The sequence below is a fragment of the Sphingomonas sp. Leaf339 genome (assembly GCF_001426195.1).
Classification (GTDB): Bacteria; Pseudomonadota; Alphaproteobacteria; order Sphingomonadales; family Sphingomonadaceae; genus Sphingomonas.
On sequence record NZ_LMRS01000023.1, the window covers coordinates 402630 to 415505 of the forward strand.

General features: G+C 65.5%; 18 protein-coding genes and 1 riboswitch. Of the genes, 9 read left to right on the forward strand and 9 right to left on the reverse strand.

The features are described 5' to 3' along the window. The first annotated feature begins 7 nt into the window (after positions 1-7). From ASG67_RS12200 to thiC, 6 genes are all read left to right on the forward strand, one after another. Entirely contained in the window at positions 8-793 is a 786-nt protein-coding gene (locus ASG67_RS12200; protein WP_056530661.1) for a sterol desaturase family protein, read from the forward strand. Further along, positions 738-1148, forward strand: coding sequence for a DUF2141 domain-containing protein (locus tag ASG67_RS12205; RefSeq protein WP_156460783.1), 411 nt, complete (start codon positions 738-740; stop codon positions 1146-1148). The genes ASG67_RS12200 and ASG67_RS12205 overlap by 56 nt, the downstream gene beginning before the upstream one ends. 73 nt (positions 1149-1221) lie before the next feature. Continuing rightward, positions 1222-2097 (forward strand): MipA/OmpV family protein, encoded by an 876-nt coding sequence (locus tag ASG67_RS12210; protein WP_235535184.1) that lies wholly within the window; start codon positions 1222-1224, stop codon positions 2095-2097. A gap of 183 nt (positions 2098-2280) precedes the next feature. Then, a complete protein-coding gene (locus ASG67_RS12215; protein WP_056530342.1) occupies positions 2281-3327 on the forward strand; it encodes a ferritin-like domain-containing protein in 1047 nt (348 codons plus the stop codon). Between the two features lie 43 nt (positions 3328-3370). Continuing rightward, a complete protein-coding gene (locus ASG67_RS12220; protein ID WP_056530345.1) occupies positions 3371-4411 on the forward strand; it encodes a ferritin-like domain-containing protein in 1041 nt (346 codons plus the stop codon). An 89-nt stretch (positions 4412-4500) separates the two neighbouring features. Next, a riboswitch (TPP riboswitch) is annotated at positions 4501-4609 on the forward strand. A gap of 38 nt (positions 4610-4647) precedes the next feature. Beyond that, positions 4648-6567, forward strand: a complete 1920-nt coding sequence (gene thiC / locus ASG67_RS12225) for a phosphomethylpyrimidine synthase ThiC (RefSeq protein ID WP_056530348.1) — start codon at positions 4648-4650, stop codon at positions 6565-6567. A 303-nt stretch (positions 6568-6870) separates the two neighbouring features. Here the strand turns inward: thiC and ASG67_RS12230 are convergent, their stop codons facing one another. From ASG67_RS12230 to ASG67_RS18930, 5 genes are all read right to left on the reverse strand, one after another. Next, positions 6871-7137 (reverse strand): type II toxin-antitoxin system RelE family toxin, encoded by a 267-nt coding sequence (locus tag ASG67_RS12230; protein ID WP_056530351.1) that lies wholly within the window; start codon positions 7135-7137, stop codon positions 6871-6873. Beyond that, positions 7121-7339 (reverse strand): TraY domain-containing protein, encoded by a 219-nt coding sequence (locus tag ASG67_RS12235; protein WP_056530354.1) that lies wholly within the window; start codon positions 7337-7339, stop codon positions 7121-7123. The genes ASG67_RS12230 and ASG67_RS12235 overlap by 17 nt, the downstream gene beginning before the upstream one ends. A gap of 134 nt (positions 7340-7473) precedes the next feature. After that, a complete protein-coding gene (locus ASG67_RS12240; RefSeq protein WP_056530359.1) occupies positions 7474-7755 on the reverse strand; it encodes a DUF427 domain-containing protein in 282 nt (93 codons plus the stop codon). Positions 7756-7855: 100 nt separating this feature from the next. Further along, entirely contained in the window at positions 7856-7987 is a 132-nt protein-coding gene (locus ASG67_RS19710; protein ID WP_268796291.1) for a hypothetical protein, read from the reverse strand. A 160-nt stretch (positions 7988-8147) separates the two neighbouring features. Next, a complete protein-coding gene (locus tag ASG67_RS18930) occupies positions 8148-8594 on the reverse strand; it encodes a hypothetical protein (RefSeq protein ID WP_056530362.1) in 447 nt (148 codons plus the stop codon). A 13-nt stretch (positions 8595-8607) separates the two neighbouring features. Here ASG67_RS18930 and ASG67_RS12250 point away from each other — a divergent pair, with 13 nt between their 5' ends. Further along, positions 8608-8958: a hypothetical protein gene (locus ASG67_RS12250; protein ID WP_082543486.1), complete on the forward strand. Its 351-nt coding sequence runs from the start codon at positions 8608-8610 to the stop codon at positions 8956-8958. A gap of 20 nt (positions 8959-8978) precedes the next feature. Here ASG67_RS12250 and ung read toward each other — a convergent pair whose 3' ends face one another. Both ung and ASG67_RS12260 read right to left on the reverse strand, forming a co-directional pair. After that, the gene (gene ung, locus ASG67_RS12255) at positions 8979-9665 is read right to left on the reverse strand and encodes a uracil-DNA glycosylase (RefSeq protein WP_056530369.1); all 687 of its coding nucleotides are present in this window, start codon (positions 9663-9665) and stop codon (positions 8979-8981) included. Positions 9666-9668: 3 nt separating this feature from the next. Next, the gene (locus ASG67_RS12260; protein WP_056530372.1) at positions 9669-9968 is read right to left on the reverse strand and encodes an alkylphosphonate utilization protein; all 300 of its coding nucleotides are present in this window, start codon (positions 9966-9968) and stop codon (positions 9669-9671) included. A gap of 76 nt (positions 9969-10044) precedes the next feature. Between ASG67_RS12260 and ASG67_RS12265 the strand changes: the two genes are divergently transcribed. After that, positions 10045-10530 carry a DUF3833 family protein gene (locus ASG67_RS12265; RefSeq protein ID WP_056530374.1) on the forward strand — a complete coding sequence of 162 codons (486 nt, stop codon included), beginning with the start codon at positions 10045-10047 and terminating at the stop codon, positions 10528-10530. A gap of 5 nt (positions 10531-10535) precedes the next feature. Here ASG67_RS12265 and ASG67_RS12270 read toward each other — a convergent pair whose 3' ends face one another. Next, positions 10536-11975 carry a S41 family peptidase gene (locus ASG67_RS12270; protein WP_082543487.1) on the reverse strand — a complete coding sequence of 480 codons (1440 nt, stop codon included), beginning with the start codon at positions 11973-11975 and terminating at the stop codon, positions 10536-10538. A gap of 129 nt (positions 11976-12104) precedes the next feature. On the opposite strand from ASG67_RS12270, the gene ASG67_RS12275 reads away from it, so the two are divergent. Next, a complete protein-coding gene (locus ASG67_RS12275) occupies positions 12105-12467 on the forward strand; it encodes a hypothetical protein (RefSeq protein WP_156460784.1) in 363 nt (120 codons plus the stop codon). 7 nt (positions 12468-12474) lie between these two features. Here the strand turns inward: ASG67_RS12275 and ASG67_RS12280 are convergent, their stop codons facing one another. Beyond that, the gene (locus ASG67_RS12280) at positions 12475-12843 is read right to left on the reverse strand and encodes a hypothetical protein (RefSeq protein WP_056530379.1); all 369 of its coding nucleotides are present in this window, start codon (positions 12841-12843) and stop codon (positions 12475-12477) included. Positions 12844-12876 lie beyond the last annotated feature (33 nt).

Genomic DNA, 12876 nt, shown 5'->3' on the forward strand with positions numbered 1-12876 from the left:
ACTGGCGATGACCATGATCGTCGGCGTCCGCTACCTGATTGTGTCGGGCGGTTTCGCCTGGGCGACCCGCCGCAAGCATCCGGGCCTGTACATGGGTCTCGATCCGCAGGTCCGTCGCGAGGTGATCTGGAGCCTCGCCTCGGCGGCGATCTATGGCATCCCCGCCGGGGTCGTCGCCTGGGGCTGGCAGAATCTCGGCTGGACGCGGGTGTACGACGATATCCATGCGTATCCGCTGTGGTACTGGCCGGTGTCGGTCTTCCTCTACCTGCTGCTCCACGACGCCTGGTTCTACTGGACGCATCGCTGGATGCACCGGCCCAAACCGTTCAAGCTGGCCCATGCGCTGCATCATGCCAGCCGTCCGCCCACCGCTTGGGCGGCGATGGCGTTCCATCCCATCGAGGCGCTGACCGGCGCTGTGGTAATTCCGCTACTGGTCTTCCTGATTCCGATCCACATCGGCGGTCTGGCATTGGTCCTCACCATCATGACGGTTATGGGGGTCACCAATCACATGGGGTGGGAGATTTTCCCGCGGTTCATGTGGAGGGGTGCACTGGGGGGCTGGCTGATCACCGCTAGCCATCATCAGCGGCATCATGAATTGTACGGGTGCAATTATGGCCTTTATTTCCGGCACTGGGACAGGCTGTGCGGCACCGACAAGGGGATCGGTGATTTCACGCGCGAACATGCCCGCGCCGCGCGCCGGGCGGCCGCTGCGTCGGGTGGCGATGGCGCTGTTGGCGCTCCCGCTGTTGGGGGGCGCGACGCAGGTCGCCCGACTTGATGTCGATGTCGCCCAGATGCGCTCGGCCAAGGGCCTGCTGCGCGTCTGCCTGACCGCCGATCCCGACAATTTCCCCGCCTGTGTCGATGATGCCCACGCGATCACCCGCTCCGTCCCGGCCGGCAATCGGACCGTTTCGTTCGCCGGCCTGCCACGCGGTGGCTATGCCGTGGCGGTGATCCATGACGAGAACGGCAATCACCGGCTAGACACCTTTGCCGGCATCCCGCGTGAAGGGTTCGGCTTCTCGCGCAATCCCAAGATCGGCTTCGGCCCGCCGCGTTTTGCCGCCGCCCGTTTCCAGATCGACAGTGATGCCGAAGAGCAACAGGTCAGGATGCGTTACATCTTCTGACCTGATCGGGGCGGACACAAAGCGGGAAAGAGGCGTTTCGGGGCCGTAATATATCTTCTTGGAGTTCCCCGTCTTGCGTCTCGCCCTATTCATCATGACCGCCACAGCGGCGCTGGTCGCCGCTACGCCTGCCTTGGCGCAGGACGGGACCCAGCCATCGGCCACGCCCACGTCGACGCTCGCCGCCGATCTCGACAAGGACACGATCACCATCGCGGTGGCCGGCGCATACCTGACCGATTACGAAGGATCGAACGACTATCGCTTCGTCCCGGCACCTGCCGTGCAGGCGACGATCAGTGGCTACAACATCCAGGTGATTGGCAACCGCGCCTCGGTCGATCTGATCCGCGATCGTCCCGGTCCCGTCTGGGACCTGCAGGCGGGGCCGATCGGCGTCATCAACTTCAACCGCCAGAGTAACAAGACCATTGACGATCGCCGCATCCGCGCGCTGGGCGAACGCAACACCGCGATCGAGCTGGGTGGCTTTGTCGGCATCGGCAAGACCGGCGTCATCACCAGCGATTATGACAAGCTGTCCGCCACGCTCAGCTATCGCCACGACGTCAACAACGCGCATGACAGCGATATCTGGCAGCCGACGGTCGCCTATTTCACGCCGCTGAACCTGAAGACCGCGGTCGGCCTGTTCGTTTCGGCCGAGCGCGCCGGTGGCGGCTATGCGCGCAGCTACTACTCGATCGACGGCACGCAGAGCCTGGCGAGCGGTCTGGCCGTGTACAACGCCCGCGGCGGCTGGAAGAACTGGTCGGTCGGCCTCGCCGGCACCTATTCGGTCACCGGCGATCTGCTGCACGGGTGGAAGGCGATCGGCGGCATCAATTATCGCCGGATGCTGAATGATTTTGCCGATAGCCCCGTCGTCTCGGTAGCCGGATCGCGCGGCCAGTGGCTGGCGGCAGCAGGCATCGGTTACACCTTCTAAGCCCACCAGATTGCGCTGCAACGCGGCGTAAAAATCAATGTAAATAAAGTTTTGCGCCGGTGCGTCCTTTGGGAACGCGCCGGCGTTTCTGTTGTCGGTCCATGGCCGGCGACGGTCGTGGATCGCAGTGAGAGGATGATCTGTCGCGCCCCTGGTGTCGGCAGCCTGCCAGGGGATCAACACATGACCGATAGCGTAGAATTGATCGACGCACTCGACCGCCGGGTCGCGCGACGCGACGAACGGCGCGAATTTTTCAAGGCTGCGTTCGGCATGGGTGCCTTCGCTGTCGGCGGTGCCGCCGCGCTCAGCTTTTCGACCAAAGCCAGCGCCCAGACCACGACGATCACCGACGCCGATATCCTGAACTTCGCGCTCAACCTCGAATATCTCGAAGCGCAGTTCTATCTTTATGCCGCGACCGGAGCGGGCCTGCCGTCCAACCTGCTGTCGGGTACGGGCACGCCAGGCGCGGTCATCACCGGCACCGGCGCCAACATGGCCCGTGCGGTCGACTTTACCGGTGAACCCGCCATTGCCGCCTATGCGCGTGAAATTGCGGCGGACGAGGTCGCGCACGTCACGTTCCTGCGCAGCGCCGGCGCACTTGGCTCGTCGGCGGTTGCCCAGCCTGCGATCAACATCTCCGGCGCGCTCGATGGCCCCTTCACCGCCGCCGCCCGCGCCGCCGGTGTGATCCCCGCCGGCAACACGACGACGCCGTTCGATCCGTATTCAAGCCCCGACAATTTCCTGCTCGGCTCATACATCTTCGAGGACGTTGGCGTCACCGCCTACAAGGGCGCATCGCCGCTCATCACCAACAAGACGTTCCTTCAGGCGGCGGCCGGCATCCTGGCGGTCGAGGCGTATCACGCCGCGATCGTCCGCACGACGCTGTACGCCCGTGGCATGGGGTCGATTGCAACGGCCAATTCGGCAGCTGTCGCAGCCAAGCCGTCTCTGCTGACCGCCGCCGATCAGATCTCGAACGCCCGCGACTCGCTCGATGGCGCCACCCGCGATCTCGATCAGGGTATTTCGCCGACCACGGTCAGCAATGCGCTGGTATCGAACATCGTACCGCTCGATTCAAACGGGATCGCCTTCAGCCGTACGCCCAGCCAGGTGCTGAACATCGTCTATCTGAACGCCGCAGCGGCCACGATGGGTGGCTTCTTCCCCAACGGACTGAACGGCAACCTGCGCGCCAGCGTCGCCGCATCCTGATCCGCACACCGCATCCAACTTTTTCCTCTAGGGAGGACCTGTCATGAGCGAAGAACGCTTCATTCTGGACGTGATCGAAGAAGCCAATGCCAAGCGTCGCCTGGAACGCCGCCGGTTCATGCGGATGGCCGGTGGTGCCGCCGTCGCCGCCGGTGGCCTGTCGATGCTGGCCGCCTGTAACGACGACGACAACGACCCCATCGCCACGCCGACGCCAACCCCGACCGCCACGACCGGCGTGTCCGAGGTCGACGTGCTCAACTTCGCGTTGCAGCTCGAATATCTCGAGGCCAATTTCTACAGCTACGCCGCGTTCGGCACGCCGATCGCCAGCACGCTGACGGCCGGTGTCGGCACGCAAGGGTCGGTACAGTTGCCCAGCACCACCGCTGGTCGTCCGCGTCAGGTGGCCTTCACCGACCCGGTCGTCGCGCAGTACGCGCGCGAAATCGCCTATGACGAGATCGCGCACGTCACCTTCCTGCGTAACGCGATCGGCACCGCCGCCGTTGCGGCGCAGCCGGCGCTCAACATCTCGGGCGATGCCACCGGCTCCTTCACCCTCGCCGCTCGCGCGTCCGGTGTGGTCAACGGCACTTCGACTTTCGATCCCTACGCATCGGACGAGGCGTTCCTCCTCGGCGCGTTCATCTTCGAGGATGTCGGCGTCACCGCGTACATGGGCGGCGTCCAGCTACTCAGCACGCCGAGCTTCATCGAAGCCGCAGCGGGCATCCATGCGGCCGAGGCGTATCACGCCGGTCTCGTCCGCACGGTCCTCTACCGCAAGGGCCTGAGCAATCAGTTCCTCATCACGTCCGCCGGCCAGATTTCGGCGGCACGCGACATGCTGGACGGCACCGCGAACACCGGCCTGCTCAACCAGGGCGGTTCGCGCGACCAGGGCATCGTCGGCTCGGCGAATACGATCTCGAACATCGTGCCGACCGACGCCAACGGCCTGGTCTTCGTCCGTTCGCCCAGTCAGGTGCTCAACATCGTGTACCTGAACGGGGCAGCCGGCACGAGCAGCGGCGGGTTCTACCCCGCCGGTGTCAACGGCGCCGTCCGCACGACGTCCTGAACCTAACCAGTTCCGACCGGAGAGGGGGTCGCGCCACATCGGCGCGGCCCCTTTTTGTTTGTGGCCGCCTCGACACGCGCCTATGCTGGTCCCATCCCCGGGGGAGCGCTCATGCGCGCTTGAGAGGCAGCCAGCAGGTTGCGACCCGCCGAACCTGATCCGGTTGACACCGGCGGAGGGAGGGAGCGGTTTTCACCAGAAATCCGTGCCCGCTCTCCGACCTTTGGAGAGACGACATGGCCGACATTCAAGCCCGCACCGAAATCGGCGTCACCACCGGCCCGATTCGCGGCAGCCGCAAGATCCACGTCGCCGTCCCCACCAGCCCCGATGTCCGCGTCGCCATGCGCGAAATCGTGCTCGACCCATCGGCGAACGAGCCGCCCTTGCGCGTCTACGACACCAGCGGCCCCTACACCGATCCCAAGGCCAATATCGACATCCAGGCCGGCCTGCCGCAACTTCGCCGCCAGTGGATCGAGGCACGCGGCGACGTCGAATCCTACGACGCCCGCGAACTCCGCCCCGAGGATAACGGCCAGCTCGGCCCCGATCGCTCCGGCGGCGTCCCCCAGTTCCCCGGCAGCATCAAGCGCCCCTTGCGCGCCAAGCCCGGCATGAATCTCAGCCAGATGCACTATGCCCGCCGCGGCATCATCACGCCCGAGATGGAATATGTCGCCACCCGCGAAAACCTCGGCCGCGCCATGCTGAAGGATTATGTCCGCGACGGCGAGAGCTTCGGCGCGAGCATCCCCGATTTTGTCACCCCCGAATTCGTCCGGGACGAGGTTGCCCGCGGCCGCGCGATCATCCCCAACAACGTCAACCACCCCGAATCCGAACCGATGGCGATCGGCCGCAACTTCCTGGTCAAGATCAACGCCAACATCGGCAACTCGGCGGTCGCCAGCAATGTGGCGGCAGAGGTCGACAAGCTCGTCTGGTCGATCCGCTGGGGCGCCGACACCGTCATGGACCTGTCCACCGGCCGCAACATCCACGACACCCGCGAATGGATCATCCGCAACTCCCCCGTGCCGATCGGCACGGTGCCGATCTATCAGGCGCTGGAAAAGGTCGGCGGGATTGCCGAGGACCTGACATGGGAGGTGTTCCGCGACACCCTGATCGAACAGGCCGAGCAGGGCGTCGATTACTTCACGATCCACGCCGGCGTCCGCCTCGCCTATATCCCGATGACGGCGAAGCGCGTCACCGGCATCGTGTCGCGCGGCGGCAGCATCATGGCGAAATGGTGCCTCAGCCATCACAAGGAATCGTTCCTCTACGAACGCTTCGACGAGATCACCGAGATCATGAAGGCGTACGACATCGCCTATTCGCTCGGCGATGGCCTTCGCCCCGGCAGCATCGCCGACGCCAATGACGAGGCGCAGTTCAGCGAACTCTACACGCTCGGCGAACTCACCCACCGCGCGTGGAAGAGCGACGTGCAGGTCATGATCGAGGGCCCCGGCCACGTGCCGATGCACAAGATCAAGGAGAACATGGAAAAGCAGCTCCAGGTCTGCGGCGAGGCGCCCTTCTACACGCTCGGGCCGCTCACCACCGACATCGCGCCGGGCTATGACCACATCACCAGCGGCATCGGCGCTGCGATGATCGGTTGGTACGGTACCGCGATGCTCTGCTACGTCACGCCCAAGGAACATCTGGGCCTGCCCGACCGCGACGACGTGAAGGTTGGCGTGGTGACGTACAAGCTGGCCGCCCACGCCGCCGATCTCGCCAAGGGCCACCCCGCCGCCCAGATGCGCGACGACGCGCTCAGCCGCGCCCGCTTCGACTTCCGCTGGCGTGATCAGTTCAACCTGTCGCTCGATCCCGACACGGCCGAGGATTACCACGACCAGACCCTCCCCGCCGAAGGCGCCAAGACCGCCCACTTCTGCTCGATGTGCGGCCCCAAATTCTGCTCGATGAAGATCACCGCCGAAGTCCGCGAATTCGCCGCCAAGCAGAACCAGCCTGCCGACACGTTCCTGGCAGCCGGTGCGCCGACGGATCAGGCCGACGCCGACCGCGCAATCTTCGCCACCGGCCACACGGCCGCCGAAGCAGAGCGCGGCATGGCGGAAATGAGCGAGAAGTTCCGCGAGAAGGGCGGGGAGGTTTACCTGCCAGCGGAGTGACTAATCTAGGTGTTGCCGCAGTGCTTACGTCGACAAGGCTGCGGCAATGACTTTCCTGTATTGGTTTTTGAAGCCTTTAAGCAAACGGTAGAATGATGTGGATTGTCCATACTGTGCCGGACCCCTTACATCATTCACAATGACGCGAAGGTGTCTTAATCGAATGGCACCTATTTTAAATTGCCGGTTGTGAAGATAACCGGCAATCTAGCAGCGTGGGCTTAAACAAGTTCAAAGACCGTCGGCTTGGTCTAATCAGCGAGACAATAATCTGGCTGGGGCATTGAAGATACTTACGAATAATTACCGATAAACTTCTCGCCGATGCGCCACCCGCACGACCAGCACCGTGATCCGCTCGTCCTCGATCCGCGCAACCACACGATAATCGCCGATCCGCCAGCGCCACAGTCCCGCATGATCGCCGACCAGCGCACTACCGATGGCGCGCGGATCCTCCTGTGATGCGATCCGGTCTTCCAGGGTCTTGACGATCCGCGCCGCCGCCGTCCGGTCGAGTTTCCTCAGTTCCTTCGCCGCTTCGGGCAGGAACTCAATCGCCCAGACCAAGCTCGGCCTTCAGCGTCGCAAGCGGAATTGCGTCACACGCGCGGAAATCGCGCAACCGCTCTTCCGCCAGATAGAAATCTTCGAGATCGTCCAGATGCGCTTCGATCGCCTCGCGCGCATAGAATGTCTTGGTGCGGCCGGTCCGCTGGGCCAGCGCCTCCAGCCGTTGCTCGGTGTCGCCATTCAATCGAACTGCCAGCATCGTCGCCTCCCGCTATACAAATATAGCAGGGCGCAAAGGCTTATTCAACGGAGGTGCTCGGCCAGCCACTTTCAACGAAAAGCCACTTTCGTGAAAAGTGACCCCGCCACTTTATACATCCGTGCAAAGTGCGCTCACCGCACCACCACGCCCTTCCAAAACGCCACCCGCCCAGCGATCGCGGCCGCCGCGTCCTTCGGCGTCGGATAATACCACGCCGCATCCCGGTTCTCCGCGCCGCCGGCGACCAGCGTGTAATAATGCGCGGTGCCCTTCCACGGACAAACGCTCGTCGTCGCGCTGTCCTTCAGCACCGCCGGATCGATTGACGCCAGCGGGAAGTAACTGTTGCCCTCGACGACGACGATATCGTCGCTCGCCGCGATCCGCGTGTCGTTCCACCATGCTTCGGCCATGTCGTTCTCCTTGGCTGCTGCAACGCCTGATGTCGGCCGATCGTGCCGTCACTCGCATCCACCCCGACGCGCCGGTCACGGGCGCCGGGGCAGGACGGTGTCAGTCCTTGGGGCCGCCGACGATGCCGACCGGGCGGTCCTTGGTCGATGGGTGAGAGGCGTTCTGCTTGGGCGGCTTGGCCGCCTTGGGTTTGCGGACTTCCTTGTTCGACTTTTGCTGGCTCTTGGCCATGATCGGTTCCGATCGGGGCGGAAGGCCCCGGCCGAACCCTACACCCCCCGCGCGGCGATGCCCATCGCCCTATACTGACGGATGCCGCCGCGCCACACCTCGCGCGCAAAGTGTCCAACAGCCGTCGCCCGCCCGCTGTCCTACACGCGCCATTTCTGGTTCACCCTGGTCGATGAGCAAATCGACCGACACCCCGCCCGCCGCCGGCATCCTCGTCGACCATGCCGGTACGACATCCTCCCCCGTCTCGCGCTTCGACGCACATGGCTTTGATCCTACGGAGTTCGAATGGCGCCCCGTCGCCCGCCGGCCGCGCAGCGATGGCTGGACGCCCGACGTGCAGCGCCGCTTCATTCAGGCGCTGGCCGAAACCGGCTTGGTGCAGGAGGCGGCGCAGGCCGTCGATATGTCGGTGCAGAGCGCCTATCGCCTGCGCACCGCGCCGGGATCGGAGGGGTTCGCCCGCGCCTGGGCCGCCGCGCTTCACGCCGCCGCCGACCGGATCGCCGACCTCGCCTTCGCCCGCGCGATCGAGGGGGAGGAGGTGCCCGTCTTCGACGGCGACGGGGTGCGCATCGGCGCGAAGCGGCGCGAAGCGGCGCGTCAACGACCGGATGGTGATGTTCCTGCTGCGCGCCCATCGGCCGGAACGATACGGCGTCGCGCATCGCACCGCGGCGGCCGCCGAGGCGCAGCCCGCGCCCGAGCAACCGCTGCCCGATGCCCTCGCCGCGCTCGGCCCCGTGCCACCCGCCGATCCGCACTGCCTGATCCCGCCGGCCGCGCTGGCCGCGGCGGTCGATACCGCGCGCGCGGTGGCCGATGTCTACGATCGCTATCCCGTCGACGAACGCGAACCCTATGCCGCCCTGCGCATACCCGCCGACCACCCCGTCACCCACGAACGCCGCCGCAACCGTCGCCAGCGCCGGGCAGGCGGGAATGGCGCAAACGACACGTTCTTGGCCTAACCTTAGCCTAACCTTCCGGGTCAGCCGGGCGGCAAGGCCCAGTCGATCGCCGCCTCGCCATGGCTCGCCAGAAAGGCATTGGCCTGCGAGAAATGGCGGCTGCCGAACCAGCCATTATACGCCGACAGGGGAGAGGGGTGAGGGGCCTTCAGCACCAGATGAGTGCCGTCGTTCTTCACGAACGCCGCCTTCTTCTGGGCATAGCTGCCCCACAGCATGAACACGACCGGATCGGGCTTGGCCGCCACCAGCCGGATGACGGCATCGGTGAACCGCTCCCACCCCCGGTCGCGGTGCGATGCCGCCTGTCCGCTTGCCACCGTCAGCACGCTGTTCAGCAGCAGCACGCCCTGCTTCGCCCAATGCTCCAGATGGCCATGCGTCGCCGGCTCGATCCCGCAATCGGTGCGCAGTTCCTTGTAGATGTTCAGCAGGCTGGGCGGCGGCTTCACCCCCGGCTGGACCGAGAAGCACAGGCCATGCGCCTGTCCCTCGCCATGATAGGGGTCCTGCCCCAGGATCACGACCCGCACCGCCGGCAGCGGCGTCAGGTCCAGCGCCCGGAACCAGTCGGCCGACGGCGGGAAGATGCGCTTGCCCGCCTGCTTCTCCGCGACCAGGAAGGCGCGGAGCGCGGCCATGTATTCGCTGTCGAACTCGCCCCGCAGCGGCTCCAGCCAGGTCGGATTGAGCCGTACGTCACTCATCGCTCAACGCTTCCGCACGAACTCGGCGCGCAGCACCAGCCCCTTGATGCCGTCGAACTTGCAGTCGATCTCCTGCGCATCGCCGGTCAGCCGGATGGACTTGATGAGCGTCCCGCGCTTCAGCGTCTGGCCCGCGCCTTTCACGGTCAGGTCCTTGATCAGCGTCACCTGATCGCCATCGGCCAGCAGGTTGCCGACCGAATCGCGCACCTCGACCGCCTGTTCGGCGCTGGCGGTCGCCACGTTGGCCGCGCTGACCCACTCGCCGCTCGCCTCGTCATAGACATACTCGTCGTCGCTCACGCCATCGCTCCTGCTGCGCCGTTTGCGCTAGAGCAGCCCGCCGCCACCCGAAAGCCGTTTCGCGCGTTCTCCCGTCATGCGCTTCCTTCTCGCCGCCCTGCCGGCCCTCGCCCTGCTCACCACCGCCGCCGCCCCGCCGGCGCCAACGTTCGACGCGCTGCGCTTCTTCAACGGCAAGACCGAGGGGAAGGGGCGGTTCAAGGTCGTGCTGCGCGCCGGCCACGACGTGCACGTGCAGGGCCATGGCCGGATGGAGGGCGACACGCTGATCCTCGACCAGATCGTCACCCGCGAAGGCACCGCCCCCAAACCCCGCCAATGGCGCATCCGCGAGGTATCACCGGGCCGCTACACCGGCACGCTGACCGATGCCAAGGGCGCGATCACCGGCGAGACGACCGGCGACCGGCTGCATCTCGCCTTCACCAGCACCGGCGGGTTCAAGGTCGAACAATGGCTGACGCTCGCCGCCGATGGCCGCTCGGCCCAGAACCGGCTGACCGCCAAGAAGTTCGGCATCACCGTCGCCACGCTGGACGAGACGATCCGCAAGCTCGACTGACGCGATCAATAGAGGCCAGGCACCTCGCGCTGGGCGGTGTTGGGCCGCTCCGGCGACAACAGCGTGCGCGCGGCACTGGTCCGCAGTGACTGGGCGCTGGCGTCGCCGGTGATCGGACTGCACACCCGGCCCGCCAGGAAGTCGAGCGCCGCCTTGGTCGATGCCTCGCGCGGGTCGCCCAATTGATAGGTGGTGTCGTCGGTGGCCTGACAGCTCGCCTCCACCTTGCTGGCGAGGCCATCATAATAATCGCCCTGTCGCGCCGCGTTCTGCGTCGCCAGCGCGACCACGCGCAGCCGGTCGTCGCAACTCGTATTGTCGAGCCCGATCTGGCCGACCGGCTTGCCATAGGTGTTGGTGCCGACCAGCGCCGCGTTGGCGTGGAGATACGGGATCGCCGCGTTGATCACCAGTTCGCTGGCTGATGCGCTGCTCCCCGTGCCGATGAACGCGATCCGCGTCGCCGCGATCGACTGCGTCTGGGGGGCGTAGAAGCGCGTGCTGTTGTTCGACGACTTGCTGGGGCGATAGGCAGTATAGCTCTGCACCTCGCTGGTCGATCGCGCGCCGCCCAACAGGTCGCTGAACAGCTCGGCGATCTTGATGAGGCCGCCGCCATTGTAGCGGACATCGACGATCACCTGCGTGACGCCGGCCGCCTTGAACCGCGCGAACGCCTCGCGCAGGGCAGGGTCGGCGGTTTCGATGAAGGTGCGCAGGTTGACGTAGCCGACCTGCCGGCCGCCGTCGTTAATGATCTGGGCGCCGTACCGCGACGATACCGGGGTCAGCGCATAATCGGTCTTGGCGATCGTCACGTCGCGCGTGCCGCCCGCCGCGCTGGTCACGCGCAGAAGCCGCGCCGTCCCGGCGGTCGATGGCCCCAGCGCATCCGACACGCCGGCGCTGCCGCTGGCCGCCATGATCGTGCTGACGGTGCGAAGGTCGCTGGCGCTGGTGCCGATCGCGAGGATCTCCGTACCGCGATCGATCCCTGCGTTCAGCGCCGGTGCACCCTCGAACGCCTCGGCAACGAACACGCGGCGGTTGGCGGTGTCATAGGACAGACGCACGCCGAAGCCGGCGCTGGAGCCGCTGTTGTAGTAAGCGTTCTCTTCCGCGATCGACGTCAGATAGGTGAAGTACCGGTCCTTGCGCTGGCTGCGCGCGGTGGCGGTCAGGGCGTCGATATAATCCTGTACCGTCGAATAGCCCGACGGACTGAGCGAGGCCGGCAGCAGATCGGGGAACAGATACCATTCGCGCAACTGCCCCGCCGCCCAGTTCTGGCGATCGGTCAGCGAACACCCGGCGGTGGTGGTCGGGGTCGGCGTGGCGGTGCCGCTTGGGGTCGATCCGGTAAAACTGCCGCCGTCATCCCCTCCACCGCCGCATCCGGAGAGAAGAGCGAACAGGCTGACAGCCGCGACGAATCTGGATCTCATCGATTCTTCCCAATTGGCTTCAGCGGTTTAGCCGGGTTCCGTATCCCTGTCAGGTTAAACACGCGTCATTACGCTAGGGTGAAGCAACCCGTCCCGATGATGCTCGTTTCACGCCCAGGAGGCTGTTCAATGTACAGACCGATCGCTTTGTCGTTGCCCCTGCTCATGCTTGCCGCCTGCGACAGCGGCACCACCGCCACTACGTCGGTCGCTAACACCGCGACGGCGGCACCGGATGGCGGATATGCCGCCCGGATCAAGACGCTGTCGCCCAGGTTGCGATCCGGCGTCTTCCTGCGCGCGATCCGGGATGCGGGCGAGGAGTGTCAGGAGGTGACGCGCGAGTTCGCGATCGCTCCGATCGAAAACCGCCCTGCCTGGGGGGTCGTCTGCGATAAGACCAATCCCTGGGTCGTCTCGATCGACCCCAACGGCACCGCGATGGTCACCAAGGCGTCGATAGCATCGCCGTCGAAACCTACCGCCGGATAGGTCGCGATCAGTCTTCGTTATCGAAATATCCGGCGCGGCGCTGGCGATTGCGGGTGAACCACGCCCAGCCGGTCAGGAAGAAGCCGAACAGCGCGAATAACAGCACCAGCGCGGCGAGTGGCAAGGGTGCTCGCTCGACGATCGCGACGCCCAGCGCGATCAACGTGCCGAGCGAATAGAGCGCACAGCCCAGCGCCACCCGGATGCGGGCACCGCGCTTGCGCGCGTTGAACGGCACGATCGCGACCAGACACAGGGAGGACAAGGCAAGCGCGATCGGCAGACCGATCTTCACGACGGGACTGCCGAACAACAATAGGGAAAGCGCCAGGGTCGTCAGCGCCCAGAGCGCCGCCCATAACCGGATTTTTATCATTCCACTCACGAACTCCAGCAGGGGCGGCGGTGC

Coding starts and splice junctions, on each gene's coding strand:
- ASG67_RS19710 (WP_268796291.1), bottom strand. CDS start 7,987: ATGGCCAAGAGCCAGCAAAAGTCGAACAAGGAAGTCCGCAAACCCAAG.
- ung (WP_056530369.1), bottom strand. CDS start 9,665: ATGAGTGACGTACGGCTCAATCCGACCTGGCTGGAGCCGCTGCGGGGC.
- ASG67_RS12235 (WP_056530354.1), bottom strand. CDS start 7,339: ATGCTGGCAGTTCGATTGAATGGCGACACCGAGCAACGGCTGGAGGCG.
- ASG67_RS12265 (WP_056530374.1), top strand. CDS start 10,045: ATGCGCTTCCTTCTCGCCGCCCTGCCGGCCCTCGCCCTGCTCACCACC.
- ASG67_RS12280 (WP_056530379.1), bottom strand. CDS start 12,843: ATGATAAAAATCCGGTTATGGGCGGCGCTCTGGGCGCTGACGACCCTG.
- thiC (WP_056530348.1), top strand. CDS start 4,648: ATGGCCGACATTCAAGCCCGCACCGAAATCGGCGTCACCACCGGCCCG.
- ASG67_RS12215 (WP_056530342.1), top strand. CDS start 2,281: ATGACCGATAGCGTAGAATTGATCGACGCACTCGACCGCCGGGTCGCG.
- ASG67_RS12200 (WP_056530661.1), top strand. CDS start 8: ATGACCATGATCGTCGGCGTCCGCTACCTGATTGTGTCGGGCGGTTTC.
- ASG67_RS12275 (WP_156460784.1), top strand. CDS start 12,105: ATGTACAGACCGATCGCTTTGTCGTTGCCCCTGCTCATGCTTGCCGCC.
- ASG67_RS12220 (WP_056530345.1), top strand. CDS start 3,371: ATGAGCGAAGAACGCTTCATTCTGGACGTGATCGAAGAAGCCAATGCC.
- ASG67_RS12250 (WP_082543486.1), top strand. CDS start 8,608: ATGTTCCTGCTGCGCGCCCATCGGCCGGAACGATACGGCGTCGCGCAT.
- ASG67_RS12270 (WP_082543487.1), bottom strand. CDS start 11,975: ATGAGATCCAGATTCGTCGCGGCTGTCAGCCTGTTCGCTCTTCTCTCC.
- ASG67_RS12240 (WP_056530359.1), bottom strand. CDS start 7,755: ATGGCCGAAGCATGGTGGAACGACACGCGGATCGCGGCGAGCGACGAT.
- ASG67_RS12205 (WP_156460783.1), top strand. CDS start 738: ATGGCGCTGTTGGCGCTCCCGCTGTTGGGGGGCGCGACGCAGGTCGCC.